The organism is Arthrobacter sp. S2(2024), from assembly GCF_036662515.1.
GTDB lineage: Bacteria > Actinomycetota > Actinomycetes > Actinomycetales > Micrococcaceae > Arthrobacter.
The window spans coordinates 149,604-175,569 of the sequence record NZ_JAYKZI010000005.1 but is presented as its reverse complement, the minus strand read 5'-3'; the positions used below and the strand labels follow the sequence as shown (position 1 = coordinate 175,569).

22 protein-coding genes are annotated in these 25,966 nt (G+C 64.8%); 5 read left to right on the top strand and 17 right to left on the bottom strand.

Annotated features, from left to right (window positions below; genetic code table 11):
• Positions 1-153 precede the first annotated feature (153 nt).
• Together VLA65_RS13010 and VLA65_RS13005 are read right to left on the bottom strand one after the other, a co-directional pair.
• Positions 154-2,238, bottom strand: coding sequence for a PhoX family protein (locus tag VLA65_RS13010; protein ID WP_332602745.1), 2,085 nt, complete (start codon positions 2,236-2,238; stop codon positions 154-156).
• A 109-nt stretch (positions 2,239-2,347) separates the two neighbouring features.
• On the bottom strand, positions 2,348-3,337 hold the full coding sequence (locus VLA65_RS13005) for an o-succinylbenzoate synthase (RefSeq protein ID WP_332602744.1): 990 nt from the start codon (positions 3,335-3,337) through the stop codon (positions 2,348-2,350).
• A 318-nt stretch (positions 3,338-3,655) separates the two neighbouring features.
• On the opposite strand from VLA65_RS13005, the gene VLA65_RS13000 reads away from it, so the two are divergent.
• Positions 3,656-4,708, top strand: coding sequence for a LacI family DNA-binding transcriptional regulator (locus tag VLA65_RS13000; protein ID WP_332602743.1), 1,053 nt, complete (start codon positions 3,656-3,658; stop codon positions 4,706-4,708).
• 115 nt (positions 4,709-4,823) lie between these two features.
• Here VLA65_RS13000 and VLA65_RS12995 read toward each other — a convergent pair whose 3' ends face one another.
• From VLA65_RS12995 to VLA65_RS12980, 4 genes are all read right to left on the bottom strand, one after another.
• Positions 4,824-6,245, bottom strand: a complete 1,422-nt coding sequence (locus VLA65_RS12995) for a glycoside hydrolase family 32 protein (protein WP_332602742.1) — start codon at positions 6,243-6,245, stop codon at positions 4,824-4,826.
• Between the two features lie 25 nt (positions 6,246-6,270).
• On the bottom strand, positions 6,271-7,074 hold the full coding sequence (locus tag VLA65_RS12990; RefSeq protein ID WP_253257148.1) for a carbohydrate ABC transporter permease: 804 nt from the start codon (positions 7,072-7,074) through the stop codon (positions 6,271-6,273).
• A gap of 92 nt (positions 7,075-7,166) precedes the next feature.
• Complete coding sequence (locus VLA65_RS12985) at positions 7,167-8,111, bottom strand: carbohydrate ABC transporter permease (protein WP_370872124.1); 945 nt, start codon at positions 8,109-8,111, stop codon at positions 7,167-7,169.
• Positions 8,108-9,526: an extracellular solute-binding protein gene (locus tag VLA65_RS12980; protein ID WP_332602741.1), complete on the bottom strand. Its 1,419-nt coding sequence runs from the start codon at positions 9,524-9,526 to the stop codon at positions 8,108-8,110. The genes VLA65_RS12985 and VLA65_RS12980 overlap by 4 nt, the downstream gene beginning before the upstream one ends.
• A 392-nt stretch (positions 9,527-9,918) precedes the next feature.
• Here VLA65_RS12980 and VLA65_RS12975 point away from each other — a divergent pair, with 392 nt between their 5' ends.
• The 4 genes from VLA65_RS12975 (at position 9,919) to VLA65_RS12960 (ending at position 14,882) form a co-directional block, all read left to right on the top strand.
• Entirely contained in the window at positions 9,919-12,090 is a 2,172-nt protein-coding gene (locus VLA65_RS12975) for an amylo-alpha-1,6-glucosidase (protein WP_332602740.1), read from the top strand.
• Positions 12,091-12,102: 12 nt separating this feature from the next.
• Complete coding sequence (locus VLA65_RS12970; RefSeq protein ID WP_332602739.1) at positions 12,103-13,113, top strand: glycosyltransferase; 1,011 nt, start codon at positions 12,103-12,105, stop codon at positions 13,111-13,113.
• Positions 13,114-13,217: 104 nt separating this feature from the next.
• Positions 13,218-14,063, top strand: coding sequence for a phosphatase PAP2 family protein (locus tag VLA65_RS12965; RefSeq protein ID WP_332602738.1), 846 nt, complete (start codon positions 13,218-13,220; stop codon positions 14,061-14,063).
• 24 nt (positions 14,064-14,087) lie between these two features.
• Positions 14,088-14,882 (top strand): alpha/beta fold hydrolase, encoded by a 795-nt coding sequence (locus VLA65_RS12960; RefSeq protein ID WP_332602737.1) that lies wholly within the window; start codon positions 14,088-14,090, stop codon positions 14,880-14,882.
• 15 nt (positions 14,883-14,897) lie between these two features.
• Here the strand turns inward: VLA65_RS12960 and VLA65_RS12955 are convergent, their stop codons facing one another.
• The 11 genes from VLA65_RS12955 to VLA65_RS12905 all read right to left on the bottom strand — a co-directional run bounded on the left by VLA65_RS12955 (position 14,898) and on the right by VLA65_RS12905 (position 25,940).
• A complete protein-coding gene (locus VLA65_RS12955; protein WP_332602736.1) occupies positions 14,898-16,175 on the bottom strand; it encodes an acyltransferase family protein in 1,278 nt (425 codons plus the stop codon).
• A gap of 176 nt (positions 16,176-16,351) precedes the next feature.
• A complete protein-coding gene (locus VLA65_RS12950) occupies positions 16,352-17,572 on the bottom strand; it encodes an MFS transporter (RefSeq protein WP_332602735.1) in 1,221 nt (406 codons plus the stop codon).
• 147 nt (positions 17,573-17,719) lie between these two features.
• Entirely contained in the window at positions 17,720-18,673 is a 954-nt protein-coding gene (locus VLA65_RS12945; RefSeq protein WP_332602734.1) for a hypothetical protein, read from the bottom strand.
• Between the two features lie 154 nt (positions 18,674-18,827).
• Entirely contained in the window at positions 18,828-19,724 is an 897-nt protein-coding gene (locus tag VLA65_RS12940) for a hypothetical protein (protein ID WP_332602733.1), read from the bottom strand.
• Between the two features lie 369 nt (positions 19,725-20,093).
• Complete coding sequence (locus VLA65_RS12935) at positions 20,094-21,443, bottom strand: MinD/ParA family ATP-binding protein (protein ID WP_370872123.1); 1,350 nt, start codon at positions 21,441-21,443, stop codon at positions 20,094-20,096.
• Positions 21,444-21,526: 83 nt separating this feature from the next.
• Positions 21,527-22,123: an AAA family ATPase gene (locus VLA65_RS12930; protein ID WP_113990515.1), complete on the bottom strand. Its 597-nt coding sequence runs from the start codon at positions 22,121-22,123 to the stop codon at positions 21,527-21,529.
• Between the two features lie 104 nt (positions 22,124-22,227).
• Entirely contained in the window at positions 22,228-23,523 is a 1,296-nt protein-coding gene (locus tag VLA65_RS12925) for an MFS transporter (protein WP_284990936.1), read from the bottom strand.
• 97 nt (positions 23,524-23,620) lie between these two features.
• The gene (locus tag VLA65_RS12920; protein ID WP_332602732.1) at positions 23,621-24,268 is read right to left on the bottom strand and encodes a bifunctional 4-hydroxy-2-oxoglutarate aldolase/2-dehydro-3-deoxy-phosphogluconate aldolase; all 648 of its coding nucleotides are present in this window, start codon (positions 24,266-24,268) and stop codon (positions 23,621-23,623) included.
• A 54-nt stretch (positions 24,269-24,322) separates the two neighbouring features.
• The gene (locus tag VLA65_RS12915; protein ID WP_332602731.1) at positions 24,323-24,853 is read right to left on the bottom strand and encodes a DinB family protein; all 531 of its coding nucleotides are present in this window, start codon (positions 24,851-24,853) and stop codon (positions 24,323-24,325) included.
• 145 nt (positions 24,854-24,998) lie between these two features.
• Complete coding sequence (locus tag VLA65_RS12910; protein WP_284990933.1) at positions 24,999-25,340, bottom strand: DUF5655 domain-containing protein; 342 nt, start codon at positions 25,338-25,340, stop codon at positions 24,999-25,001.
• Positions 25,341-25,517: 177 nt separating this feature from the next.
• A complete protein-coding gene (locus VLA65_RS12905; protein ID WP_332602730.1) occupies positions 25,518-25,940 on the bottom strand; it encodes an arsenate-mycothiol transferase ArsC in 423 nt (140 codons plus the stop codon).
• Positions 25,941-25,966: the final 26 nt, after the last annotated feature.

Genomic DNA, 25,966 nt, shown 5'->3' with positions numbered 1-25,966 from the left:
GAGCGTCGGCCGAAAGACCCACATACGTGAGCGGGCGTCAGGCGAAAGACCCACATACGTGAGCGAGCGTCAGCCGAAAGACCCACATAGGTGAGCGAGCGTCAGCCGGTGCGTTGGTCGGGAAGGCGTCGGGAAAGGGGGGAACGGAAACCCCTAGCTGTCCTTGCGGAACACCTGCACGATCGACGGACGCGGGGCGCGGACCTGGCCGGCGGCCGGGGCGGCTCCGGCGCCCACGTAATCCGGGAAGAAGGAGTGGGGGGCGTCGAACGTCCCTTCCTCACCCGGGTGCTGCACGGCGACGAAGACGGTCCGCTCGTCGTCGTGCACGATCGGTCCGCACGTCTCGGCGTCGCGCGGCACGGCGAGGAACTGCTCAACCTTGCCGCGTTCGCTGCCATCCAGCGTGACCTTGAAGAGGCCATCCGCGTACCCGATCGACGACGGCGCGCCGTCAGTGGCGATCCACATGTAGCCTGCCGAATCGAAAGCGACGTTGTCCGGGCAGGAAATGGGCGAGACCTTGTCGGCCGGGAAGCCGGAGAAGTAGGTCGAGGAGTTCTTGGCGGGGTCTCCACAAACCATCAGGAGCGTCCAATTGAAGCGCGTAGACGTCTGGTCACCGGTTTCGGTGATTTCCACGATGTGGCCGTCCCGGTTGAGGGTGCGCGGGTTGACCTCGGTGGCGCCTTCCTTTCCAGGCTTGCCGCGGTCCGAGTTGTTGGTGCAGACCACGTAGACCTTGCCGGTGGCCAGGTTCGGTTCGACGTCTTCGCAGCGGTCCATCTTGGTGGGGCCGACCTTGTCCGCGGCGAGGCGGGTGTAGACGAGTACCTCAGGAACGGACATGCCCGGAACTGCGGAGACGCCGCCGACCACCAAGGGAAGCCACTCGCCGGAACCGTCGAAGGCGCCGTCGGAGGGAAGCGCGCCGTTGCCGGTGATCTCCGACGCCGGAGAGTCGCCGGTGAACTTGGCAACGTAGAGGTCGCCCTCGGAGAGCAGGTTCATGTTGCTCCGGCGTGCCGCGGCCGAGTTGCCGGGCATGTACTTGCCCTTGGAGACGAACTTGTAGAGGTAGTCGAAGCGCTCGTCGTCGCCCATGTACGCCACCACGTGGCCCGAGTCGGCAACTATCACGTTGGCGCCCTCGTGCTTGAAGCGGCCCATGGCGGAGTGCTTCTTGGGTGTGGAGGAGGGGTCGAACGGGTCGACTTCAACGATCCAGCCAAAGCGGTTGGACTCGTTGGCGTAGCCGGCGTTGTTGGTGTTGAAACGCGGCTCATCCAGCTCCCACTTACGGGCCGTTGCCTTGTTGGAGAGGCCGTAGCGCTTGTCGCCCGCCGAGGTGCCGGGAGCCACGAAGTAGCCGTTGAAGTTTTCCTCGCCGGAGAGGATGGTGCCCCAGGGAGTGGTGCCTCCGGAGCAGTTGCCGAGGGTGCCTTTGATCTTCCGGCCTGAGGGATCGTCGATGGTCTTCACCAAGTCCGTGCCAGCGGCGGGTCCGGTGAGTTCGTAGGTGGTGTCGGTCAGGAAACGGCGGTTGAGCGGCGCACCCTTGACGTAATTCCATGGTTTGTTCTTGTTCTTGCGCTCAAGTTCCACAACCGTGAGCCCGTGTGCGGCACGCCCGATCGCGCGCGCCTCCGCGGCCGCCAAAGTTGCCGGGAACATGATGTTCTCGTTGGTGTACTCGTGGTTGGTGAAGAGCACGGCACGGCGGTCCTTGGAATCCGGGATGGGCAGGATGTCCGTGTAGTCGTTGTTGTAGCCGAACTGTCGGGCCTGCGCTGCCGCGGTCTGGCCGTTCAGCTCGAAGGCCGGCGAGTCTGCGAAGAGCGGATCGCCCCAACGGATGATCGGCTGCCACGCGAATCCATCCGGGACGGTGAACGCGTCCACGGTGTAGTCGACCGGCTTGATCGGCGCGAACTTGAGCTTGGCCTTGTCGAAGCCCGTCTTCGCCGCCGCTGACAGGCCAGCGCCGCCGGGAACGTTTCCGGAAAGGCTGCCGCCCAGCACGACGGCGAGCGCACCGACGGCGCCGAAGCCCAGGGCGGCGCGGCGGGACACGGCTGCGGAAGCGATGTCGCGGAAGTAGGCGTTGGAGCTCGTGTTGCACACCTCGCCCGAGCAGGCGTTGTCGCACTTCAGGGCGCACGTCACGGGGCTGCGCTTGCCCTTCGTATGGCCGAGCATGGGGAGCAAGTCGAACTTGCGCTTGGTTGATTCAGACATGGGAAATACCTCCGGGGATTGAGTGATTTCCCAACCCTTACAGCGCTATCGGAATCCGAGAGGACGCTCCGGTTAAGTTCCGGTGAATTCCCAGACTTTTCCCAGCAATCTATGCCTCAAGGAGTGCGTGCACGCGACGGAGCCGGTCCAGCCACCACTCGCGACGTTCAGCGGGAGCCGCATACCGCTCCAGCAGTCCCTCGTCGGCGACGGCTTCGCGGACCCGGATCGCGCCGTCGTCGGGCACCAACGGATCCTGCGTGATGTCCGAAGCGAACAGCCGCACGGTCCCCAGCCCGCACGCGTACGGCAGTTCCGGCAGCGCGGCGGCGAGCGCGAGCCCCGCGCGGATCCCCACCGAGGTGTCCAGCGCCGAGCTCACGACGGCGGGAAGCCCGGCTTGCGCCACGATATCCAGCGCGCGCCGCACTCCCCCGAGCGGCGCCACCTTGACCACGATCAGGTCCGCCGCGCCCGCGCGGGCCACCTTGAGGGGATCGTCTTCCTTGCGCACGGATTCGTCGGCGGCGATGAGCACGGGGGTGCCCTGCTGCACGAGCCGCCGGCGGACTTCGGCAAGGCCCTCGATCTGCGGCACGGGCTGCTCGGCGTACTCGAGCCCGACGGCGGAGAGTCGCCCGAGCGCCTCAACCGCCTGCGGCACGTCCCAGCCTGCGTTCGCGTCCACCCGGATCGCGGCGTCCGGCAGGGCGTCCCGGACTGCGGTGACGCGCGCGACGTCGTCGGCCAGTTCCTGTCCGCGCTCGGCGACCTTGACCTTGACGGCGTCCACGCGGCCGAAGCGCTCCAGGACCTCTGGCACCCGGGCGGCCGGCACGGCGGGGACGGTCGCGTTGACGGGAATGGTGTCCCTCAGCGGCGGCGGAAAACCCTGCCATGCGGCTTCGACGGCGGCGGCGAGCCAGCGCGCGGCCTCGGCGTCGCCGTACTCAGGGAACGGACAAAATTCGCCCCATCCGGCCGGTCCGCGGAACAGGAGGGTCTCGCGCTCGGTGATGCCCCGGAACGTGACCCGCATCGGCAGGCTGACCACTTTCGCGGTGGCAAGGAGCTCGTCGAGGGCGGGGAATGGAGGCATGGTTTCACTGTAGCGTGGGGCGGCGCCGGGTCGGTTCCTAGGGCGGGGCGAGCCGGCTACGCCGGGTTGCCGCCCGGCGTCGTGGGGCCCCCGGGCGGGCGGCTAGGCCGGGTCGGCACGCGCCCCTCCGGACGCTCGCTCACCTTTGGGGTGTCTTCGGCCGACGCTCGCTCATGATGTGAGCGAGCGTTCGGCTGGAAGGCCAAATAAGTGAGCGAGCGTCGGGCTGGGGAACGCGGGGAACGTGGACCGGAACCACTCCTCACACGCGTTAGGTAGAATGCAGCAAGAATCGGAACCACAGCCGGAGGAGCCCGCATGCAGCGCAAGGCCACAGCACTCGACGTCGCCAAACGGGCGGGCGTCTCGCGGAGTGCGGTGTCGCTGGTGCTCAACGGCCGGGGAGACGGCAACGTGGCCAAGGAAAGCCAGGACCGCATCCGGCAGGCCGCTGCGGACCTGAACTACTCCCCCAACCCCATCGCACTGAGCCTGCGGAACCAGCGCACGCGCGTGATCGGCATCGTGTCGGACGAGGTGGTGGTGAGCCCGTTCGATGGCAACATCATTGGTGGCGCCGACGACGTCGCCCGCGCCCACGGCTTTGTCACGGTGGTGATGGACACCGAGCGCGACGCCTCCCGTGACGAGAGCGCCGTCGAGACCCTGTTGGACCGGCAAGTGGACGGGCTGATGTACGTCACGGTCGGTTTGAAGCCGCTCGACGTCCCGCAGGGCATGCTGCGGGTCCCCTCCGTGCTGGCCAATTGCTACGACAGCAGCCCCGCCCCACGGCTGCACCACGTGATCCCCGACGAAGTTTCCGGCGGTCGGGAAGCCACTGAGCACCTCCTGCAGCTGGGCCATCGGGATATCGCATTCCTCGCCGGGGCCGCCACCTCACCGGCTGTGCCCCTGCGCATCGTGGGGCATCGGGAGGCAATGGCCAAGGCCGCCATCCCCGTCCGCGAAGACCGCGTGTTCATGGCCGGTTGGGACATCAACGACGGTTTCCATGGCGCCATAAGACTGCTCTCCGCCAACGATCGCCCGACGGCGATTGTCTGCGCGAACGATCGGCTCGCCATCGGCGTCGCCCTGGCTGCGGCGCGGCTGGGCCTTTCCGTACCGCGCGACCTCTCGATTATGGGTTACGACGACGAGTCCCGCATCGCGGCCACCATGGTCCCCGCGCTCACCACCATGGCGCTTCCGTTGCGCGAAATGGGCGCGGCCGCGATGGGCATGTTGCTCGAGCAGATCGAGGACCCGGCCAAGCGGTCGACGTCGGACGGCAGCGGCCATCTGGAAACCATGGTTCCCTGCCGTTTGGTGGTCCGTGAGTCCACCGGGCCCGTACCCGCTCTCTAGATCCGACCACTTTTGGCCGGGCCGCCGCCCGGGAATCCGCGGAAATACGGGGATCCCGGACTGCAGCACCGGCCAAAAGTGGTCAAAAGTTGAGTGCCCGACGGCGGCCTGCCGCCTATTCCGGCAGCTTCAGTTCCCAGACCTCCGCGGCCGCACCTTCGGGAAGCTCAAGGATCCATTCCTCGCCCAAGGCAGGGTAGGCACGGAGTGTCGTGGCGACGGAACCTGTCCGATACACCTCCACCAAGGAAGCATCCACGAAGATGCGGAGTTCCTCGCCCTCGGCCAACGCCCCCGCAAACACGACTTGCCGTTCCGCGCCCGAGGCCAGGACCAGACGAACCTCACCGGCTCCAGCAACAGTCCCAGCCGTCACAATTGCCTCGGCAAACGGCGGCAAGTCAACCACCCCGGAAGCCCCACCCGCAGCCAAGGAACCCCGGTAAGCGTCCACCTCCGGCGCCGGAGCAACCACCAATGCGCCGTCCTCAACCGAGAGGAAGCGCGGGTGGGTTAAGACGCCTGCCCAGCCTGCGGCGTCGATCTCGTCCTGCGAACGGCCACGCCGGCCATCACGGCCCGGGCCTTCGTTGGCCCATCCCCACAGCAGGGCACGCGGCTCCGACTCCGAGCCGGACGAAGACGCAGAGTCCAGCTGGACAATCTGCGGAGCATAGAAGTCCCTGCCAAGGTCGGACCTGCCGCCGGAACGCGGGACGAAAACCGGCAGCCCGGTGGACGGGTCCTCGGCCAGCGAGCCGATCAGGTGCCCCACCCCGTTGGCGTGCTCGTGGTCATCCCCGGAGAGCCACAGGGAGAACATCATGACCCAGGTGTCGTCCCCGCCGGACGCCGCCTCGTCGGACGGCACACGGACCAGTTGCGGGCACTCCCAGATCTCAGCCGGCGTCTGCGCAGCCGCCACCGGGTTTTCCGTGGTCAGCCAAATGCCTTGGTACTTCCAGTCGGACATGTCCTCCACCGTGTACAGCAGCAAAGCAGCATGTCCATTGGCCAGCCCGGCGCCCTGCATGGCGTAGCGCTTGCCGTTGAAGTGGAAGATGAAGGGGTCGCGCACGGCCGTGACAAGGCCGTCGTCCGGCATGGAAGCGGCAATGTGGCCATCCTGTTCCCAGGACACCAGGTCCGCCGAGCCCCGGGAAATCACCACCTGGGAGTGACCACCATCGCCCCGCACGCCGGAGTACGCTGCGGTGGGGACACCGCCGTCGTCGGTCACTACGCCGGTCCAGCAGCCGAACTCGTCCGGCCCGCCATCCTGCGGGCGCAGCGCGACGGGGTGTTCATCCCAGTGGACCAGGTCCGGGGAGCTCACGTGGCCCCACTGGATCCGGTGGTGCCGTGCCGATTCCGGGTTGAACTGGAAGAACACGTGGTAGCGGCCGTTGATGTAGCTGACGCCGTTGGGGTCGTTGATCCAGCCGTGCGCCGGCCGCGGGTGGAAGCGCGGGAAAGCCGGGTCCGGGTGGGTGGCCGCCGCGGCGAGTGCAGGGGCGGACGAAATGAGGTCCGTCATCGAAGTCCTTTCAGGGAAGTAGAGGCTATTTGCCGGTGCCGGCGGTGAGTCCGTCACGCAAGGCGCGTTGGCCGAACATGAACACCACCAGGGCGGGAATCATGGAGAGGATCACGCCTGCCAGCACCACGGAGATGCTGCCCGTGCCCAGGTTGCCCTGCAGCGACACCAGGCCCAGCGGGAGCGTGAAGTTCTGCTCGGAGATGGTGAGGATGAGCGGGCGGAAGAACTCATTCCAGTGGTAATTGAAGGCCAGGATGCCCACGATCGCCATGCCCGGCATCGCCAGCGGCGCATACACGGAACGGAACGTGCGCCACGGCGAGGCTCCGTCGATCGCGGCGGCCTCGCCCAAATCGGCCGGGAGCCCCAGGAAGTACTGCCGCATCAGGAAGGTGCCGAACGCCGTCGGGATCGCCGGAAGGATGAGCGCGAGGAGCGTGTCGGACAGGCCGATGCCGCGGATCAGCATGAAGACCGGAACGATCGTCACCTGCGCCGGGACCATCATGGTGGCCAGCACAATCGAGAACAGTGCCCCGCGGCCGCGGAACTTGAGGTTCGCGAACGCGTAACCGGCGAGCGCCGCCGTGAACATCTGCCCGACGGCGATCAGTCCCGTCACGAGGGCGCTGTTGAGAACCAGAAGCATGATGTTGAGTTGCTTGAAGACCTGGTCATACGACGAGAAATCGGGGTTGAGGGGAAGGAACGACGGCGGCAGTTGGAACGATTCCGCCGGTGGCCGCAGCGAGGTGGACAGGGTCCACAGCACCGGACCGAGGATGAAAACGGACGCGATCAGGAGCAGCACGATTCGTCCCGCCATGCTCCAGTTCCGCTTCTTTCGCGGCGCGAGCCGCTGGGGAGCCAAGCGATCGACGGCGGCGCGCTGGGTTGAGGTTGTAGTCATGGCGGGCCTTACTGGTAGAAGACGAATCGTTTGCTGAGCCGGAACTGGGCGGCGGTAATGGCCATGATGATCAGCGTGAGGATGACGCCGATCGCCGAGGCCTGGCCGAACTCGAGGCGCTGGAACGCGGACTCGAAGATCACCATCACTGCGGTGCGCGTGGCGTCGCCGGGGCCGCCGCGGGTGAGGACGTAGGGCTGGTCGAACACTTGCAGGGCGTTGATGATCGCCATGACGGACGCCACCAAGGTGGTGGGGCTCAGGAGCGGCAGCGTCACGTGAAGGTGCTTGCGCCAGCCCGTGGCGCCGTCGATCGACGCAGCCTCGTACGTTTCGGTGGGGATGGACGCCAGTCCGCCGATGAACAACAGGAACGAGAACCCGAAGTTCTGCCACACGTACACGAGGATCACGACGGCGGCAGAACCGGCCGGCGTCGTCAGCCACGGGACGGCGGGGATGCCGACGAAGGACAAGAGCCAGTTGACCACGCCGAATTGTTCGTTGAACAGGTAGCGCATGAAGATGGACACCGACGCCGCGGACAGGATCAGCGGGAAGAAGAAGGCGCTGCGGAAGAAGACACGAAGCCAGGCCGGGAGCTTCTCCTGCACCATGATCGCCAGTGCTAGCGCGAGGCCGAGCTGAAGCGCGACGGCGACCACCACGAACAGGATCGTGTTCAGGAACGAGACACGCACCGTGGGGTCCTGGACCACTTCGGCGAAGTTGTCGAACCCGACGAAACTTGGCGCCGAAATAATGTCCCAGCGGAAGAAGGCGAGAACCACGGAAGCAACGATCGGCACGAGCGTGAACAGCCCCATGCCAAGGATGGTGGGAGCGAGGAACGCCCAGGGCAGCCAGCGCTGACGCTGTCTTCCGGTAGTCTCGCTCTTCGCTGCTGCGCCGTTGCGGCGTTTGGTGGACATGCCCGTTGTTGCCGTGCTCATGCCTGCCTCCTCAAGGCGATCTCAAGGTCGCGTTGCATGGAGGCGAGGGCCTGCTTGAGCTGGTTCTCATCACCGCTGACGGCCAGGGATACGTTTTTCATCAGGGCGGTCTCGACGGCGGCCTGCTGGGGCGGTGCCGGAATGGGACCTGTGGTGGGGAATTTGTCGAGGGTGTCGTAGAAGACTTTCCAATGCTTGGGTCCGCGTCCGGCGTACAACTGCTCGTTGACCATGGAACGGCGCGCCGGGGTGGTGTTCGGCGTCGGGAAGACCAAGCGCATGGCTTCCAGGCTGGAAGCGAACTTGAGCCACTCCCACGCCGCGTCCTTGTCCTTGGCGGTCTTCATGATGGCGTAGCCGGCGGTGCCGAACTGGTGCCGCTGGGTGCGCCAGCGCGGGAAGAACTGAACGTCGAAGCCGTCTTCCTTCATTCCGGCTTCGTGGAGGCCTTCCACCCAGTAGCCGCCGGCCGGGGTCATGCCGATCCTGTTGGAGGCGAACAGCCCGACGAGTGAATTTCCGCCACCCTCCTCGGGACGAACGCCGAGGCCATCCTTGACGAGGCCGCGGAGGTAGTCGAACGATTCGTACACCCGCGGGTCATCCGCGTTGGGCTCAAGCCACTGGTAGCCGCCGGAGCGCAGCCCGCGTGACGGATCCTGGGCGTAGAAGCTGTCCCAGAGCCATTCGCCGCCGGTGGACTTGGATTCCTTGAGGAAGCTGGTGTCGTTGGCATAGAGCCAGGGCACCACGCCACCGAAGAGCCTGTTGGTCCAGTAGTACGGAGTGAAGTCCTGCGGCCTCGCTTTGCGCATCGAAGCCAAGGTGTCGCGGAAATCGACCTGGGTCCAGTTGTCTGCCGGACGTTCGAGTCCGGCTTGCTGAAGGGCCGAGGTGTTGTAGTACATGTTGGCGGCGTTCCAGTCGATGGGAAGCTGGAACAGGCTGCCCTTGTACATGAACGCCTCCACGAGGCTCGGGTGGACGTCCGCGAAGTACTCCTTCATGTCCGCGGCGTCGCGGCGAAGGTACTCGTCCAAGGGGTGCGCCAGTTTCTCGGCGAAGAGCTGGGCACCTTCCGTGGCCACGTAGACCACATCCGGTGGCGTTCCTGCTGCCACCATGGTGAGGATCTTGGTGAAGAAGTCCTTCCAGTCCGCGGCCTGGATGGCCTGGACCTTCACCTTGATCTCCGGGTGCACTTTAGCGAATGCATCGATGACCCGCTGGCGGGCGGCTGCGTCCGCTGCGGTTCCCAAGATGGCGATGCTAAGGCTGTTGTCCCCGCGGCCCGGGATGTCCATGCCGGTCAACCGCGGCCACGACGCCACTGTTGCTCCGACAATTCCCGCACCCAAGGCACCAAGGGCCGTCCTGCGTGAGATCTCACGCAGCTTCCCATTGCTTCCTGCCATGTCCAATTCCTTCCTAACACGTGTTAGGTAGCGTAAATCCATCACCTAACACGTGTCAAGCGTCACATTCGTGTTACGGCTCCCTCACCCGTCCCCGACGCCCGCTCACCTATGTGCCCTTTTTCCCGGACGCTCGCTCGGATACAAGGCCAAACCGGCAAACCCTCGCTCACCTATGTGGCCTATTGGCCAAACCCTCGCTCACCAACCGCGCTCAACCCCAGGCCCACAACCCGCCATATCCGAGCGAGCGTCCACCCACAACCCGCCATATCCGAGCGAGCGTCCACCCAAGAGCCGCCATATCTGCAGGAGGGTTCACTTCCGAAGACGCGGCGAATACGCTGAAGCAAGCTGCCCCATTCCCCCGTCCCTAGCTTTGGAGCCCATTAATGACAGGTTGGAATGCCGAGAACCTCGCAGGTTCGGCCGGCGCAGGTGCCGTGACACTTTTGGCAGGAACATCGTTTTGCGTCTCGGCGGCCAACGGCGATATGGACCAACTGCGCCCGCACGGGATGTTCTTCCGCGACACACGGTTCGTTTCGAACTGGGCATTGGAGGTGAACGGCCACCGCATCGAGGCCTTGGGTTCCCCTGTCCCGGAGCCCTATCGCGCCGATTTCGTCGGCCGAGCGTCTCGCACCGATGGCTTGGCAGACAGCCATCTCCTGATCGAGCGCCGGCGGAGCCTGTTCGGCGGGGTGCACGAAGAGATTACGATCAGGAATTTTTCCAGCAAGCCCACCCACGCCACGGTTTCACTCACGGTCAATGCGGACTTTGCGGACATCTTCGAAGTGAAGGAAGGCCGGGCACGCCACGAGAGCGTGCATTTGACGCGGGCCAGTGACGGTTCGTTAGTCCTCGAGTCCCAGCGGGAGGGGCGGCACGTACTTGTCACCATTGACGCACCGAATTCCGACGTTGACGGAGACGTCCTCAGCTACGACATCTCTCTTGAGCCCCAAGGCCATTGGTCCACGGGTGTGACGGCCACGCCCCGCATCGACGGAGTTGGACCCGAGGCGGACGCCCAGGTTTGGGGCAACCAGCGCGCCTACGATCTTCCTGAAGAAAGGCTTCAGGAGTGGCACGGCAGGGTTCCCATAACGGAGCTTGCCAACCAGGCCTTCGACAAAGCATTGGCCCGGAGCAGGGAAGACCTCGGTTCCCTCAGGATCTTCGACCCCGACCATCCTGGACGGACGGTGGTGGCCGCAGGATCGCCTTGGTTCATGGCACTTTTCGGCCGGGACTCCCTCCTGACGTCCTTCATGACCCTTCCACTGGACCCGTCCCTGGCGTTGGGAACGCTCAAAACCTTGGCCGACCATCAGGGCCGGACCGTCAATCCGCTCAGCGAAGAGGAGCCGGGCCGGATCCTGCACGAGGTGCGCCTGGGCGCCACGACAGGCCTCGCGCTTGGCGGCGGCAGTGCGTACTACGGTTCAGTGGATGCCACCCCGTTGTTCGTCACGCTCGCGGGGGAGCTCACCCGCTGGGGGTTCCATTCCGAGGTCTCGGAGTCCCTTCTGCCGGCGGTGGACCGGGCCCTTGACTGGATCCGCGACTACGGAGACGCCGACGGCGACGGGTTCGTTGAGTACTCGCGGGCCACGGACCATGGCCTCCTCAATCAAGGCTGGAAGGACTCCGGGGACGGGATCAACTTCGCCGACGGCACATTGGCGGAGCCTCCGATCGCCTTGTGCGAAGTCCAAGGCTACGTCTACACCGCCTATCTCAGCCGGGCCTTGATGGCCCAGGAGGAGGGCGACCTGAAGCTGGCTGCGGTGTGGGGCGCGCGGGCGGCCGAACTCAAGCGAAAGTTCAACGAGGAGTTCTGGCTCCCTGAACGCGGCTATTTCGCCATCGCCCTCGATCGCGACAAGCGGCCGGTAGACGCCTGCGCATCCAATATGGGTCACTGCCTGTGGAGCGGAATCGTCGACGACGACAAGGCTCGGTTAGTCGCGGAGCGGCTCATGTCGGACACAATGTACACGGGCTGGGGCGTCCGGACGTTGGCCTCGGACATGGCGGCCTACAACCCGGCGAGCTACCACAACGGCTCGGTGTGGCCGCATGACAATGCCCTCATTGCGGGCGGATTGATGCGCTACGGCTTCGTCGAGGAGTCCCAGCGCCTCGTCACGGGCCTACTCGATGCGGCAGAGGCGTTCGACGGACGGCTACCGGAGTTGTTCTGCGGCCTGGACAGGAAAACCTACGGGACGCCCGTCCCCTACCCTTCGTCCTGTTCGCCGCAAGCGTGGGCCGCTGCCACACCTGTTCACTTGCTGCGCGTATTGCTCCGTTTCGATCCTTGCCTCACTCACGGCGGCCTCTGGCTGGCACCGGTGGTTCCCGAAGGCTTCGGCCGGATCAAAATGCGGAACATCCCGCTTGCCGGCTCCCGGATCTCCGTGGAGGTGGTCAACGGAGAAACACGGGTCACGGACCTGCCCGAGGATGTCGCGCTGCACCGCGAAGCCCGCAAGCCGTTGGCCGATCTCTTGGATGTCCACCACGTCACCTCTGGTCTGCGGCGGGGGCACTAGGTGCGCATCGGCTTGGTTGCGCCGCCTTGGATTCCAGTCCCGCCGCCTGCATACGGGGGGACGGAGTCGATCATCGATATCCTCGCTCGCGGCCTGGTGGCCGCGGGCCACGATGTGCTCCTCGCCGCGGCGTCCGGAAGCACGTGTCCAGTGGACAAGGTCCCCGGCCCGCCGCTTGCCGACGGCTCCCGGATAGGGAACGGGACGGACGAGCTCCGCCACAGCGTGTACGCCTTCGCGGCCATGCACGACGTCGACCTCATCCACGACAACACCTTGGCGGGGCCGCTGTACCGGCATCGGCCGGAGGGAACGCCCATCGTCGCAACGGCGCACCTTCCGTTTTCAGAAGAAAACCATGACATTTACCAGGCCATGGCCACAGACACCGCGATCATTGCCATCTCGCACCATCAAGCGGAGACTGCCCCCGGAATCAAGATAAGGAGGGTCATCCACCACGGCATCGACACGCAATCCGTCCCGCAGGGAGCCGGCGACGGCGGCTACGCCAGCTTCCTCGGCCGGATGCATCCCGGAAAGGGCCTGCCGGAAGCAATAGAGACCGCCCGCCTGGCCCAGGTACCGCTGCGAATTGCGGCCAAGATGTACAGCGCGGAAGAACATGAGTACTACGCCGCGGTTATCGCGCCGCTGCTGGGGCCCGACGTCGAATACCTCGGAGAGCTGAACGCTGCGGACAAGTTCGTCCTCCTGGGCGGGTCCGTGGCCTTGCTGAATCCGCTTCAGTGGGATGAACCTTTCGGCATGGCCATGATCGAGTCCCTCGCGACCGGGACTCCGGTGGTGGCAACATTCCGGGGATCCGCCCCGGAAATCGTCTCCGAGGGCGTCACGGGCTACCTTCGTTCCAGCCCCCAGGAGCTGGCCGAGGCAGTCATCGCCGCCGCCGCGCTGGATCGCGCCGAGTGCCGCCACGCCGCGGAAAACTACTTCAGTGCCGAGCGCATGGTCGCCGAACACTTGACGCTCTACGAGGAGCTCCTCGCCGAGCAAAAGTGATCCTCCCAGCCAAATATGACACCCTGAAAGCAATGAGTTTTCCTAAGACGAGCCGGCTGCCGGCCACACGTGGAACCGCTACCAGGCGCTGGCCGGGCGCTGGGATGGGCTTACTTTTTGTGCTCGCAACCCTGGCATGCATGGCCGCATTCGTTGCCACCTACTACTTTTTTGTTCGCACCACCACCGGACAGTACATCGACGAATCCGCCCTGGTGGAGGCCGCCACCATCAACGGTCCCACCGAGCGGGCGACCACCCAGTTCCTCGATTGGCTGCCGGTCACCTCGGTGGCGATTGCCGCCGTCGTGGTTCTTTTCGTCACCTTAATGCGCCGTCGCTGGAAGTCCGCCGGGATCGCGGTGGCCGCATGTGTCGCGGCAAACCTGGCCACCCAACTCCTCAAGGACTGGTTCCCGAACAGGCCGTTCCGCGGCGTCCAGACCATTGAACTGAACTCGCTGCCCTCCGGTCACACCACGCTCGCGGCGTCTGCGGCTGCTGCGGTGTTCCTGGTGGTGTCGCCGCGCTGGCGGCCCCTGGCGGGGTTCCTCGGTGGCACTTTCGCGGTGGCGGCCGGAGTTTCGACGCTGATCAACCAGTGGCACCGGCCTGCCGACGTCGTCGCCGCGTTCCTCGTGGTCGGAGCGGTCATGCTGCCGGCTGGCTGGCTGGTGCTGCGCACGGGAAAGCGCTGGAACGTCCAGGACGGCCGCGGTGACCATTGGGCGTCGTCGCGTTTGTGGCTTGCGCTGTCGACCCTCGCGGGCGTGGTGGCCGCGGCCGTTGCGGTGTACTCGCTGATCGGAATCGCGAGCGGTTTCGGGCAGGAGAGCACCACCCACTACTTCTGGGCCGGGGTCTCCTTGATTGTCATCACCGGTTATCTGGCGACGGTCGCGGCCACTTGGCTATTTGGTCTGAATGCCCGACGGCGGCAGTCACCTTAGTGCCGCGAGGCGTACCCTGATGCTATGGGCGCCGAAGTCCTGGATCTCAGGCTCACCACGGGCATACAGGTTCCGTGTTTGGTCCATGGCGACGCCGATGCGAAGCCGGTGTTGCTTCTGCACGCCTGGGGCGAATCCCGCCGTAGTTTCGACCGCCTTGTACCCCTGCTGACGGACTTCAGGGTCTACGCGCCCGACCTCCGCGGGCAGGGCGACGCCGAGAAACCGGAGCTCGGCTATTCGTTGGCGGAGCAGGCCGAGGACGCCGCAGCCATCCTGGATGCGCTCGGTGTGCACAGGGCGTCCGTTCTTGGTTCCTCGAGCGGCGGCTACGTGGCCCAGCAGTTAGCCATCGCGTACCCTGGTCGCGTCGCGGCGCTCGTGCTGGTTGGCTCTCCGCTGAGCCTTCGGGGTCGGACTGCTTTCGCCGATGAAGTCGCCACTCTGCAGGACCCCGTCGACGAGAACTGGGTCCGGAATTCCTTGGCTTGGTTCCCACTGCTGCATGCGGTTCCCACGTGGTTTATCGAGGACCGGGTGCGCGACGGACTCAGGATGCCCGCCCATGCGTGGAAGCTCATCCTCAATGGCTTGCGTACGGCAACTCCGCCCACCGAGTTCGGAACCATTCTCGCGCCCACCCTGATCCTGTGGGGCGCGCATGACGGTGTGTTGCCTCGAAGGCACCAAGAGGCCTTGGCGGCGCGAATATCGGGCGCCGTGTTGAAGGTCTATCCCGGGGTAGGGCATCTGGTCTTGTGGGAGTGTCCGGACCAAGTTGCAGCGGACACCATCGCGTTCCTCAGTTCGCTCGGCTGAGGTTCACGCACGGCATCACGCCCCAGGCCTCGCGGCACCGACCTTCGGCACCAATGCGCGCAACCGGAGTCGGGCCGGTTCCTCGACATACTTGTACAGCAGGTGGGTGGCCAAGGCAATCCCGAGCAAGCATGCCACCCCGAGCTCGTTCTCCGCCACAGGTCCGGCGCCGTTCGGCCAGTCCCTGATGAGCCAGTAGAAGAGGTAGATGAAGAACATGTGGACCAAGTAAAGGCTGTAGGAGCTGTGCCCGCCATACTGCAGCCACCGGGCGGACAATGCCGAGCGGAGCCAGCCGCGGGTCAGGCTAAGCAGGGCAATGAGCAACGGGAAGGCAAGCACGGCCAGCCGTCCCGGACCGGGTTTACCTGCCGTGGCCAGAAAGACGACGACGGCGGTTCCGGTCAGCAGGGCGGCCGGACCGGCCAGGGCAGCGTTGAATTTCATACGGTCCGCATTCCGTGCGGCGATGCAAGCGAAGGCTCCGGCAATGAAGCAGCATGCGATCCGCAGCAGCCATTCGTAAGGCTGATGCTCATCCGTGGCGATGGGCAAGTCCGGACCCCAGACGGCCGTCGGCAGGAGAACGAGCACAGAGGCGGCCAGCGCCGCGAGCGGATGGAGACGGCGTAGCCGGAACAGGACCAGCGCCAGCAGCGGAAATGCCAAGTAGGCCAGCCACTCGGCACTTACCGTCCATCCGGGCCCGAACCAACTGGCGCCGTCGGTACCCGGCTGGAACCAGAGATGCATCATCAGCAGCTGCTTGGCGAGACCCCACGGCGACAGGTCGGGAGACTCGGTCTGGAGGGACCATTCCCGCACGGATTCCTGCGCGCTCCCGTACACCAACCAAAGGCCCAACACGCCCACCACCAGCGCGAACGCGGGCCACATCCGGGCGAACCGGGCCCAGACAAAGTCCGCTGAAGCTCGCCAGCTGAACCGTGGGCCGAGTCGGTCCAAGTACGTGTAGGTGATGATGAAACCGCTGAGAACAAAGAACACGTCCACACCGAGGTCGCCGTTGGCAATGATGGGTCGGAACAGCTCGTAGACGGGGGCGAGGAAGGTGTGCTGCATGGCTTGAAGGTGGAAGAACACCACCCACAGAGCGGCAACAAAACGCAGTGCGGTGAGCGTCGCCAGATCAGGCCGGGACTGCTTTGCGTCGCTCTTCGGCAGGCGATTCTGTGCCCCTGAACCAAGCGACGGGGCGCCGTCTTTGGCGGGATTCCCAGGGGTCGGATTCGCAGTGGGGGCACGATGCGGAGGCGCGATGACTGAGAACATCCAATTCACCATACCGGAGCCACCTGACCGGAATCTGGGAGCCGCATACCCACACCGCCGGTGGTGGCTTGCAAAGCGAGGGGGTCTGGGCAACGCCACCGGCGAGGGAGCCGGTGGGTGGGCCCACAGCCGCGGGGTTCCCTGGCTGAGCTTGCGAAGCTAGGGGCGGCTGGGGACTAGTAGTTCCTGCGGTGCTTGAGTTTCGGGAGCGCGACGGCGAATACCGCCGCCGCGGCCACGCCCAGGAAGCCCGTGGCCCAGACGCCCGCCGCGAGCGATACTGCGGCAGTGAGTGCCGAGAGCAGCACTGGCCCGCCCGTGGCACCGGCGTCGGAAATGAACCTCCACAGGCCGAGGAATTGCCCGCGGCCCTTCTCCGGGGAAAAGTCGGCGCCGAGAGTCATGATGAGTCCCGAGCTGATGCCGTTGCCGAAGCCGATCAGGAGCGAGGCCAGCAGGAGCCCCACGAACTCGGCGGACGACGGCATCAGGAACAACGCCGCGCCCATGATGAGGGTGGACGGCACCGCGACCCACATGCGCCCCTTACGGTCCATGAGCTTGCCGGCCGGATAGAACACCAGCATGTCGATCGCGCCGGACAAGCCGTAGATCAGAGACGCGTGTGTCGCGTCCAACCCCAGGTGGTCCGCCCACAACGGGATGACAACTTGGCGTGAGGCCCGCAGGGCGCTGAGCAGCAGGATCCCGGTCCCGATCGTGAGGAACACGCCCGCATGGGAAACCGCAACACCACGGAGGGTAGGCTCCGGACCCTTGCGGCCGCCGTCGACGTCGTCCGGCAAGACGAGATCCGGGATGGTGAGGGACAACACCGCGGCGGCCGCCATGCCCACCACGCCAACCCAATACGCCCCGCTGATGCCGGCGAACTGCATCACGGCCGCACCGACGAACGGGCCGATGAACACACCGATCCGGGTCACTCCGCCCAACGTCGAGAGCGCGCGGGCCCGGTAAATCACGGGGACGGCTTCCGTGAGGTACTTCTGGCGCGCGAGGTTGAAGACGCTCGTGGACATCCCGACGACGGTCATCGCCGCGGCGAGCAGCCAGATTCCGTTGTGCTCAAGGAGCGGCGCGAATCCTGCGGCCAACAAGGCCAACGCTCCGGCTGCGCCTGCGGCCACGATGGCCCATCGTTCGCCGAATTTGATGGTGATCAGCGAGGCGGGCAGGTTGAAGAACCAGGATCCCAGCCCGATCAAGGTGACTACCAACGCGGAAACAGCCACGGACGCACCAAGGTCTCGGGCGGACAAGGCCACCACCGGAAGCACTGCGCCTTCGCCGATACAGAACAGCAGGGCGGGCCCAAAGGCGGGCAACGCGATGCTGCGGAGATTGAAGGGTTGAACGGTGCTGGTTGTCGTCATCCCTTTCATCCTAGGCCGCCACTCCATTTGCGACGCGCGAAATACCTGTCGCGCACGGAATTCCGGCAGCGCCAGGCATTCCGCGCAGCGTCAGGCATTCCGCGCAGCGTCAGGCATTCCGCGCGGCGTCAGGCATTCCGCGCAGCGTCAAAAGCCTCCGCGCGGACGACGCCGGGGCACGCCTGCCGCTGCCAGCTTCCGTTCTAACACGCCGGGCGCCATGAGTTCCGCCCACACCCAACGGACGACGCCGCACCCCGTGGCACGGATCCGGTCCTCGCGCAGCTTCTCCTCGACGACGGCTTGAGCGGGGGTCCGTCCCTTGAGGAATTCCGGTTTCAGGTACTTGTCGATGCCGTCAAACTCCCCGGCCACCCGCACACCCTTCCAATAGAAGTCCGAAAAGCCCACCAGGCCCGCTTCGTCGCGGAATTCGCGTTGAAGAACCGGGGCCTCAAAGCCGCCGACATGCATCAAGGCGCGGCTGTAGGATTCCCCCGCGGATCCGGACAGGGGATCTGCGAATTCGACCGCCGTTTGGATTCTCCGGATGGCCGCCGCCGTGTAAATTCCGTCCGCTCCTGCCAGAAGTGCCTCTTTCGTGATGGCAGGCAATCCCCGTTTCGGGTCGGCTTTGAGCACGTGATCCAAGGGAGCGACGGCTTCGACGAACGGGGTGAAAGCTGCCAGATCCAGTACGGTGCGAACCCTGTCAGTCACCAGGAGTCCCTCGCGGCGACATACCTTGAGGCCGGAGGGGTCCGCGTAGTGGCGGGTTATCCCTGCCCGCGAGCGGCCGCCGTCGTTCCTCAGGGTCACGGCCTGCACCGGATGACGCAGGCCGATGGTGGGGATCCCCCATACTGACGCCGCCGAGTGCCTGGCGAAAATGGTCCGCGCTCTGGAGGTTTCGGCCGCAGCGCTGATCTGGACACGGTATTGTTCCCACGGTTTCAGCGCTGCCCACGTGGCGCCGTCGACGTACACGCCTTGGCCGACGCGACGCAAGGCACCCGTTTTGGCGCTGCGGGCGAGTTCCTTGAGGGTCGTTCCGTGAAAAAGGTGATCTCGGCTGAGGATCAGGCGTGGCAAGCGGGTCATGCCTAAGAACCTGCCACGGGGATGGGGCCCGCGACAGGGCCGAATTCCCCCATGTGGACAACTCCAGTGCTCTCCGACACGGTCTTTTCCCTGCGCCCCCGGAATTCCGCCCGCGTCAGGAATTTAGCGCGGCGCAGGGCACGAAGCGCAGCGACTACTTCAGGAAGCTGGCGTTGAACGAGTTCAGGTCCACGTTGATGCCGTTCAGGGTATGTTCGAACTTCTGCTGGATGCCGACGCGCATGGTGCCGGCCGTGTTCCAGCCGCCGTACTGCACGGGGTTCGGTGCCAGGTAGTTGGGGACCCAGCTGGCGTAGTTGAGATTGCTCGTGTCGGTATCCCACAGGGGCACGTCAGCAAATGCGGTGCTGTTGCCCATCAGCCCGGGCCACATGCCGCTGCCGCTGTAGATCACGGGCCGAACGCCGAGGCTCCGCACGCCATCCACCATGGCCCGCGTCACCAGGGATCCACCGGGTTCGATGTCCAGGGCAAAGAACTGCAATTGCGACATGTACGGACCGGCCGCTTTGATCCCGTTCGACCAGCACGACGCGTCGCGCGTGTAGACCGCGATCTTGAGGCCGGCGTCGAGCGCCATCTTCAATTGGGCCTGGGTCTGCTGCCACGGAGTGCACGTGCCCCAGACGGTGGAGTGCATCACGTAGAGACGGAAGCCCTCGGCGTAGGCCTGGCGGAACCAGTTGGGGTCGGTGATGGCCGCGGTGGTGTCGAGCACCTTGACGGAGCCGCCCTGGTCGGTTTGGGGTACAGCGTCCGCTTGGGGTACGGCGGCAGCCTGGGGCACGACGACGACGGGCGCGGGTACGGCGGCAGGCTGCGGAACGGCGGGCGGTGCTGGAGTGGGGGCAGCGGGCGGTGCTGGAGCTGGCGTCGCGAGCGGGGCCACCTCAGCGGCGGGTGCGGCATTCGCGATTGGTGCGGCGCCGGCGTCGGGCGCTGTGTTGGCGGAAGGCCGAGCGCCCGTGGCACCCGTCACTCCGAGGAGAAGCACGGCAGCGAACATCAAGGCAAGTTTTTTGGGAATCAAAAGAGGCTCCTGGGTGCTGGCCTCGGGTTCAGAGACGGGCGCAGCAGGGTGTCATGAAGGCACGGAATTGGGTGCACCATGCCCGGGCCCAGTTCCCGGTCATGGCGAGGTCGCCCCGCAAAGCGAATGACGTCCAGGTGCAACTTTAGGGAAATCCCGGCGGAAGCGACAATTTGCAATCCGCGTAGTAGTCGAGTAAGAACCCGCTCTTACCCGGGCAAAAACAAGTAGTAATAGAGTGTCGCGGGCGTCACGCTAGGCAATAACTAAGTAGCCCCACCCAACTGACTCGCAGTTAATGTCGTTTTGAGCGCTCAAAACGACATCTAATGCGAGCTAGTTGGGCGGGGCCGCCGAAAAGGGGAGGCGCTACACGTACCCGTCCACGATCGCGGCCGCGATCTCTTTGTACGCACGCCGGGTGTCGGGGCGGAGGACGTCAAGGGTGACCAGGTCGCCGTCGGCCACTCCCCTGTCGTGCGGGACGGCAATCAACTGGCGGCAGATCCCGGCGAGGTGTTCCTCGATGGCATCCTTGTCCACGCGGGACGACACCTCATCCTTGTCCGTGATCACCACGATCGCGTTGCGGGCGAGGTCCTCGTAGCCGTGGCTCGCAAGCCACTGAAGGGTGCTGCGGGCACGCTTGGCACCGCTCACGGCGTAGCCGGCGGCGATGATGAGGTTGTCGGCCGATTGCAGGATGCCGCTCATGGCATTGTGCGTGACGCCGGTACCGCAATCGGTCAGCGCGATGGAGTAGTAGCCCGAGATCAGCTGGCGGATCCGCAAGTATTCCTCGGCGGTCAGCGAATCCGAAACTTCCGGGTCCTGTTCACCGGCGATCAGGTGCAGTCGGCCGGCATGGTGCATGTACCGGGCCAGCGCCGTGAGCGAATCGACGTTGTCCACGTTCTTGAGCAGGTCCGTGATGGTGCGCGGCGTGGCCTTTTGGTAGATGCCCTCGCCCAGCGCACGCTCCACGAGGTCGCCGGAATCCGGGTTCGCGTCGATGGCGCAGGGCGGGTCGCCGCGGAATTCCGCCAGGGTGAGGCCCACGCCGACCGTCGTCGAGGTCTTGCCGATCCCGCCCTTGAGGCTCAGCACGGCGGTGTTGTAGCTGCCTTGAAGCTGGCGGGAAATGCGCCGCGCGAGCTCGTCCTCTTCACGCTGCTTGGCGCTGGGACCGAGGTTCCACGCGCCACCGGTCAGCCTGTAGAGCATGCCGCGGAAGCCACCGATGGGACGCGGTTTCTGTTCCCTCACGAAGGAACCCGGGGACGAGATGAAGTCTGAAATCGGAGCATTGGCGGCTGCGGCCCGTCCGGCTCGAGCGGATGCCGGCGAGTCAGCGCCCGACGCCGGTGCTGCCGCTGTCGGGATCTCGCGGCGCGGTTCCTCACGGCTTGCGTCACCGCTGGCCGGGTCGGTGACCGCTCCGGTGGATGCGTCGGCTGCGGCTGCCGCTTCGGCCCACGATCTGCTTTGCAGCGGGGCAGGCGTGGATGCGGGTGCGTCGGAATCGTTCGGCGTGATGATCGGCATGGTTCCTGTCCAGGGGTCACCCTCTTCGCGACGGCGATCGCGGCGTCGACGAAGCTCGGGCTGCCCTTCGATAGATGCAGCGGCGCTGGCTTCGTTCTCCACGGAATCCGGCATGGTCTTGTCCCCTAGGATTCGCAGCGTTGTGCGCCGCGGCTCTCGTTTGAATTGCTTCAACCAGCAATTCTAGGTGGAGACGGTCACAAACCCGTCATAGCGGGCGTGCCGCGCAGTTCGGACATTCGTTTTTTGGCGGTCGCTCAAGCCGGCGGGTCGGACGTCGGAACACCGCCGATGCCGAACACAACGTCAAGAAGCCCGACGTCGATCGCGTCGCCGCTGTTGTCGAGTTCGACGTGGCGGGCACCTTTCCACTCACAGGCGTTGACCTGGGATGCGGCCCAGAATTGTTCCCAGTTATTGAGCTTCCATTCGTCGCGCTCATATCCCCGGGCTACAAGGCGCGCCCTGACGGCCTCCCCATCGGTTCGAACATGCACCACGATCAGTTCGGCCTCGGGCCAATGATGCTCGCGCCCGGCGTTGATGAGGTAGTCCGGATCGGCGAAGAACTTGCCAAAGGGTGCGTCCAGGACCACGGAGCGGCCGACGCTCAGGTTGTCACGGGTGAGGTCCAAAATGGACGCGTACTCCAGCGGCAGGATGGCCCGCTGGTAGAACTCATTATTATCGCGCTCGTTCGGATCGGAGCCGTCGAGTGTCAACAGCAGCTCCGTGAATCGCTTGGTGGCGGTGTCCTTGTCGATGTAAGCGGCACCGTGGTGTTCGGCGAGGAGCTTGCTGACGCTCGACTTGCCGGAGCCCGCCGGCCCGATCACGAAAAATACCTGCGGCATGGTTGTCTTCAACTGTCTGTTCTGCATTGAACCCTGGATCAAATTCTTTCAGTCAAGGGCTGTGGCGGGTAGGCGTTGTTGCCGTCCCCGCCACAGCGCCGAGGCTAGGCCGAAACTGTGGTCCGGCGGTCCTTAACGAAGAAGCCGTAGGAGAGTGCGCCCACCACCAGCAGGACTCCGCCAATCAGGAAGACCAGGGTGTAGTTGCCGCCGGTTTCGGTAAGGATGAAGCCAGTGACGATCGGAGCGAGTGCCGCACCGAGGAAGCCGCCGAAGTTCTGGATGGCGCCCAAGGAAGCCACCTGGGAGGGTTCTGCGATGTCCGCTGCCAGCGTCCAGAGGACACCGATCGGCACTTGGGCGGCGAAGTAACCGACAGAGAGCAGGACGATAGCCAGTGCGGAGTTATCAACATAGGCAACGGGCAGGACGGCTGCGGCGGCGAGGAGCGCGCCTCCGACGATCGGGAGCTTGCGGGCGGTGACGGTAGGAATGCCGCGGCGGATGGCCCTGCTGGAGATCACGCCGCCGGTCAGCACACCAATGATGCCGCAGAGGAACGGCAGGGCCGCGAGCCAGCCACTCTGGCTGAGGCTGAAGCCACGGGCGGTCTGCAGGTAGCTCGGCAACCAGGTGAGGTAGACCCACACTGTGTAGAAGATGCCGAACGCGCCCAGGACCATGAACCAGGTGTTCTTCTGCTTGAGCAGTTCGCCCCAGCCGGCTTGCTTTTCCTTGGGCTTCGACTGCTCTTCGAACTCGGCACCCTTGATGAGGAACTGTTCCTTGAGCGTGGGGTCACGGTACACGCGGAGCCACACGAGGGCGACGATCACGCCGAGTGCGCCGATGACGATGAACATGCCGCGCCAGCTCATGGTCAGCAACAGGAAGGTCAGCAGCGGAGGGGCGATGGCGTTGGCAATCTGCGAGCCGGTGTTGACGATCGAGACCGGCAGGGCGCGCTCGGTCTTGTTGAACCAACGGTCGGCGACCTTCAGCCCGGAAGTGAAGAATGGGGATTCCGAAATACCCAAGGCCACACGGGCGGCGTACAGGAAGCCGAAGGAATTGGCGAGGGCGGAGAGCATCGAGATGATGGACCAGAGTCCGGCGGCCCAGGCGAACATGCGCTTGGGACCATACTTGTCCACAAGGTAGCCGGCAGGCAGGTTGGCAATAGCGTACGGCCACGAGAACGCCGAAAGCAGCAACCCCATCTGAAGGGCGTTAAGGCCGAATTCCTTGGCAATCGTGGTGTTCGCGATGCTCAGGTTGTTTCGGTCCAGGTAATTCACGATCCCGCCGATGACCAGCAGAGCTACCAGGTACCACCTGATTCTCACGCGCCTCAGGGGCTTGGTATCCGTGGCGTCTATATCTGCTGATGCTTGGCTCATGCAGCTCACTCCTTTGTGTTCTGACCGACAGTCCTTGTCGGGTTGTGCTTTCGCCGGCTCCTGCCGGATTTGCTTGCCGGCTAGCGCCGGGCTTCGGTTAGCGCCGGGCTTCGTCGATCGCTGTGAGGAAGGTCTGCGCAGCGCGGGCGACTAGTCCGTAGTCGCCGTCGTTCCGGGCCGCCTTTGTCACAAAACTTCCCACGCCGACGGCGGTCACACCCGCGCCGAACCAGGCGCCGACATTCGCGGGCGTAACTCCGCCGGAAGGCATGATGGGTGCCTGCGGCAGGGGCGCCAGGATGGTCTTGACATATGAGGGCCCGCCCAGTTCAGCGGGGAACAGCTTGATGATGTCTGCCCCGGCTTCGAGGGTGTTGACGACCTCCGTGGGGGTGAATGCACCGCTGGCAGTGACGGCTTGGTAGCGGTTTCCTGCAGCGATCATCTTCGGATTGAACTGCGGGCTGACCAACAGCCGGGCGCCCGCAGAGATGCTCGCAAAAGCAGCTTCTGCGTCGAGCACGGTACCGGCGCCAATCACGATGCCTTGGTCCCCGTATTTATCGGCAAGCCGCTCGATGACTCCCAGGGCACCGGGAACAGTCAACGGGACCTCCACTGCACGGATGCCGCCCTCGATGGCCGCTTCAGATACACGGTAGGCCTCGTCGGCAGTGTCCAGGCGGGCAATCAGCAAGGCGCCGGTGCGGACGATGGTCTCTAGTACTTCAAATTTGGTTAACATTGATTAAGAGATTACCCCAAATATTCACAAATTGGAACAGTCTGTGAAAAATTGTTAAAACTTCGGCGGCCGGAGGCTCAGCTGCTGCGCATGGAAGTCGAAATGCCGGGTGGCATAGGCATAGGTATCCGCGAGCGTCATGTCAGCTGTGAAGAAGGGGTCCCACCGGGTCGGGAAAGGCATCGATCTGGCCAGGGAGTCCGGGGATTCGCGTTCGAGGCGTTGCGCCAGTACCGTGATCGTCTTTTCGAGTTTCCGGCCCATCCGGTGCCGGTCATAGACGGTGGCGGCCGCCCGGGAACCCCAATAGTTCACCCAGTCGAACGGGCCGGTTCCCGCGTTCAAAGCGGCGGCGAACCCCCTGCCCCAGGATCGGGGCAGGCGACTCATGACGCGGACCAAGGGCAAGAGGGACCGGACGATCATGTATCCGAAGACCATGTGGAAAAGCAGTTCCTCGTTGGTCCAGCGGGTCCCGTTGCTCTTGCGCTTCAAATCCGATGGCGTCGCGTTCGCCAGCCAACTTTTCAGCTGAAGGCAGGCACGCCCGTATTCGGCGACGGTTGCTTCCCGGCCCGGATCCATGGCTCAAGTGTCCCGCAATCGACCGCCGAAGGAACGCCGATCGTGTCAAGTTTTTCGGCCCGGGCGGGCCGGCCAAATCTGGTCCGGTGGGGCAGGGCCCGCCAAAGCTTCATGCCCTCGGAAACGAACCTGCGTTCATCCTGTTTCAGGCAGTGAGGGCATATCCTTCGCGGATCCAGGCCAGCATCTCAGCATCAAGCTCTGAAGGGTCCTTCAGGAGGACTTCGTTATGCCACCGGTTAGCAGATACACGCTCGGCGCGGTGTACACGATCAGATTCGAGTTGCCTGTCCAAAACAATGTTGACCAGAATCCCGCCTCGGCGGGGATGGATCCCCAGAAACGCGCGCCCGTGAGCGACATGGAACGACGAGGCGTTCTCCTGCAGCTCACACCCGTCAAGCGCAGAAATCTGATCGAGGAGGGCACCGTAAACGCCCGACGAAACGGGATCGCCATCAATGCGTTCTCTTGCGGTACGTGCCATTCAGCCAGCATAAGGCGAAGGCTTGTCTCCGAGCCTTCGCTTGGACCCGGTTTAGTCGGGATTTCACGGAAAGCGCCTCGGGCCCCGCTTGTGACTATCAAGGAGTTGACCGGCTGAGGCCGTGTGCAAGGCGGAGGAGCCTGTCCCGTAATCGGCGGCCGAAGAAAAGCCGGCGGCTTAGTTTTCCACGAGTTCGGCGTACAGCTTGTGGACGCGGGCATTGATGTCGTCACGGACCAGGCGCATGCGGTCCATGCCTTCTATTCCGCGAGCGGAGGGCTCGTCGGTTTCCCAGGTTAGGACGCGGGCCGTGCCGTGGCGTTCGAGTTTGGCTTCGGTGCCCAGGACAACCACGACGTCGGCGGCGTCCAGCACCTCGTTCGTGACCGGTTTGGGGTGCTCGCCGGTGACGTCGATGCCGAGTTCGCTCAGGGACTCCACGGATTCGGGATTCAGTGCCTCGCATGGGTTGGTGCCCGCGGAATGAACCGCGACAGCGTCTCCGGCAAGGTCACGCATGAGCCCGGCGGCTAACTGGGACTTTCCGCCGTTCCTGCTGCAGACGAACAGGACGCTCGGGGTCTTGATTGACTCGATCATGCTTGTGATTCTTGCATCTGAGATCG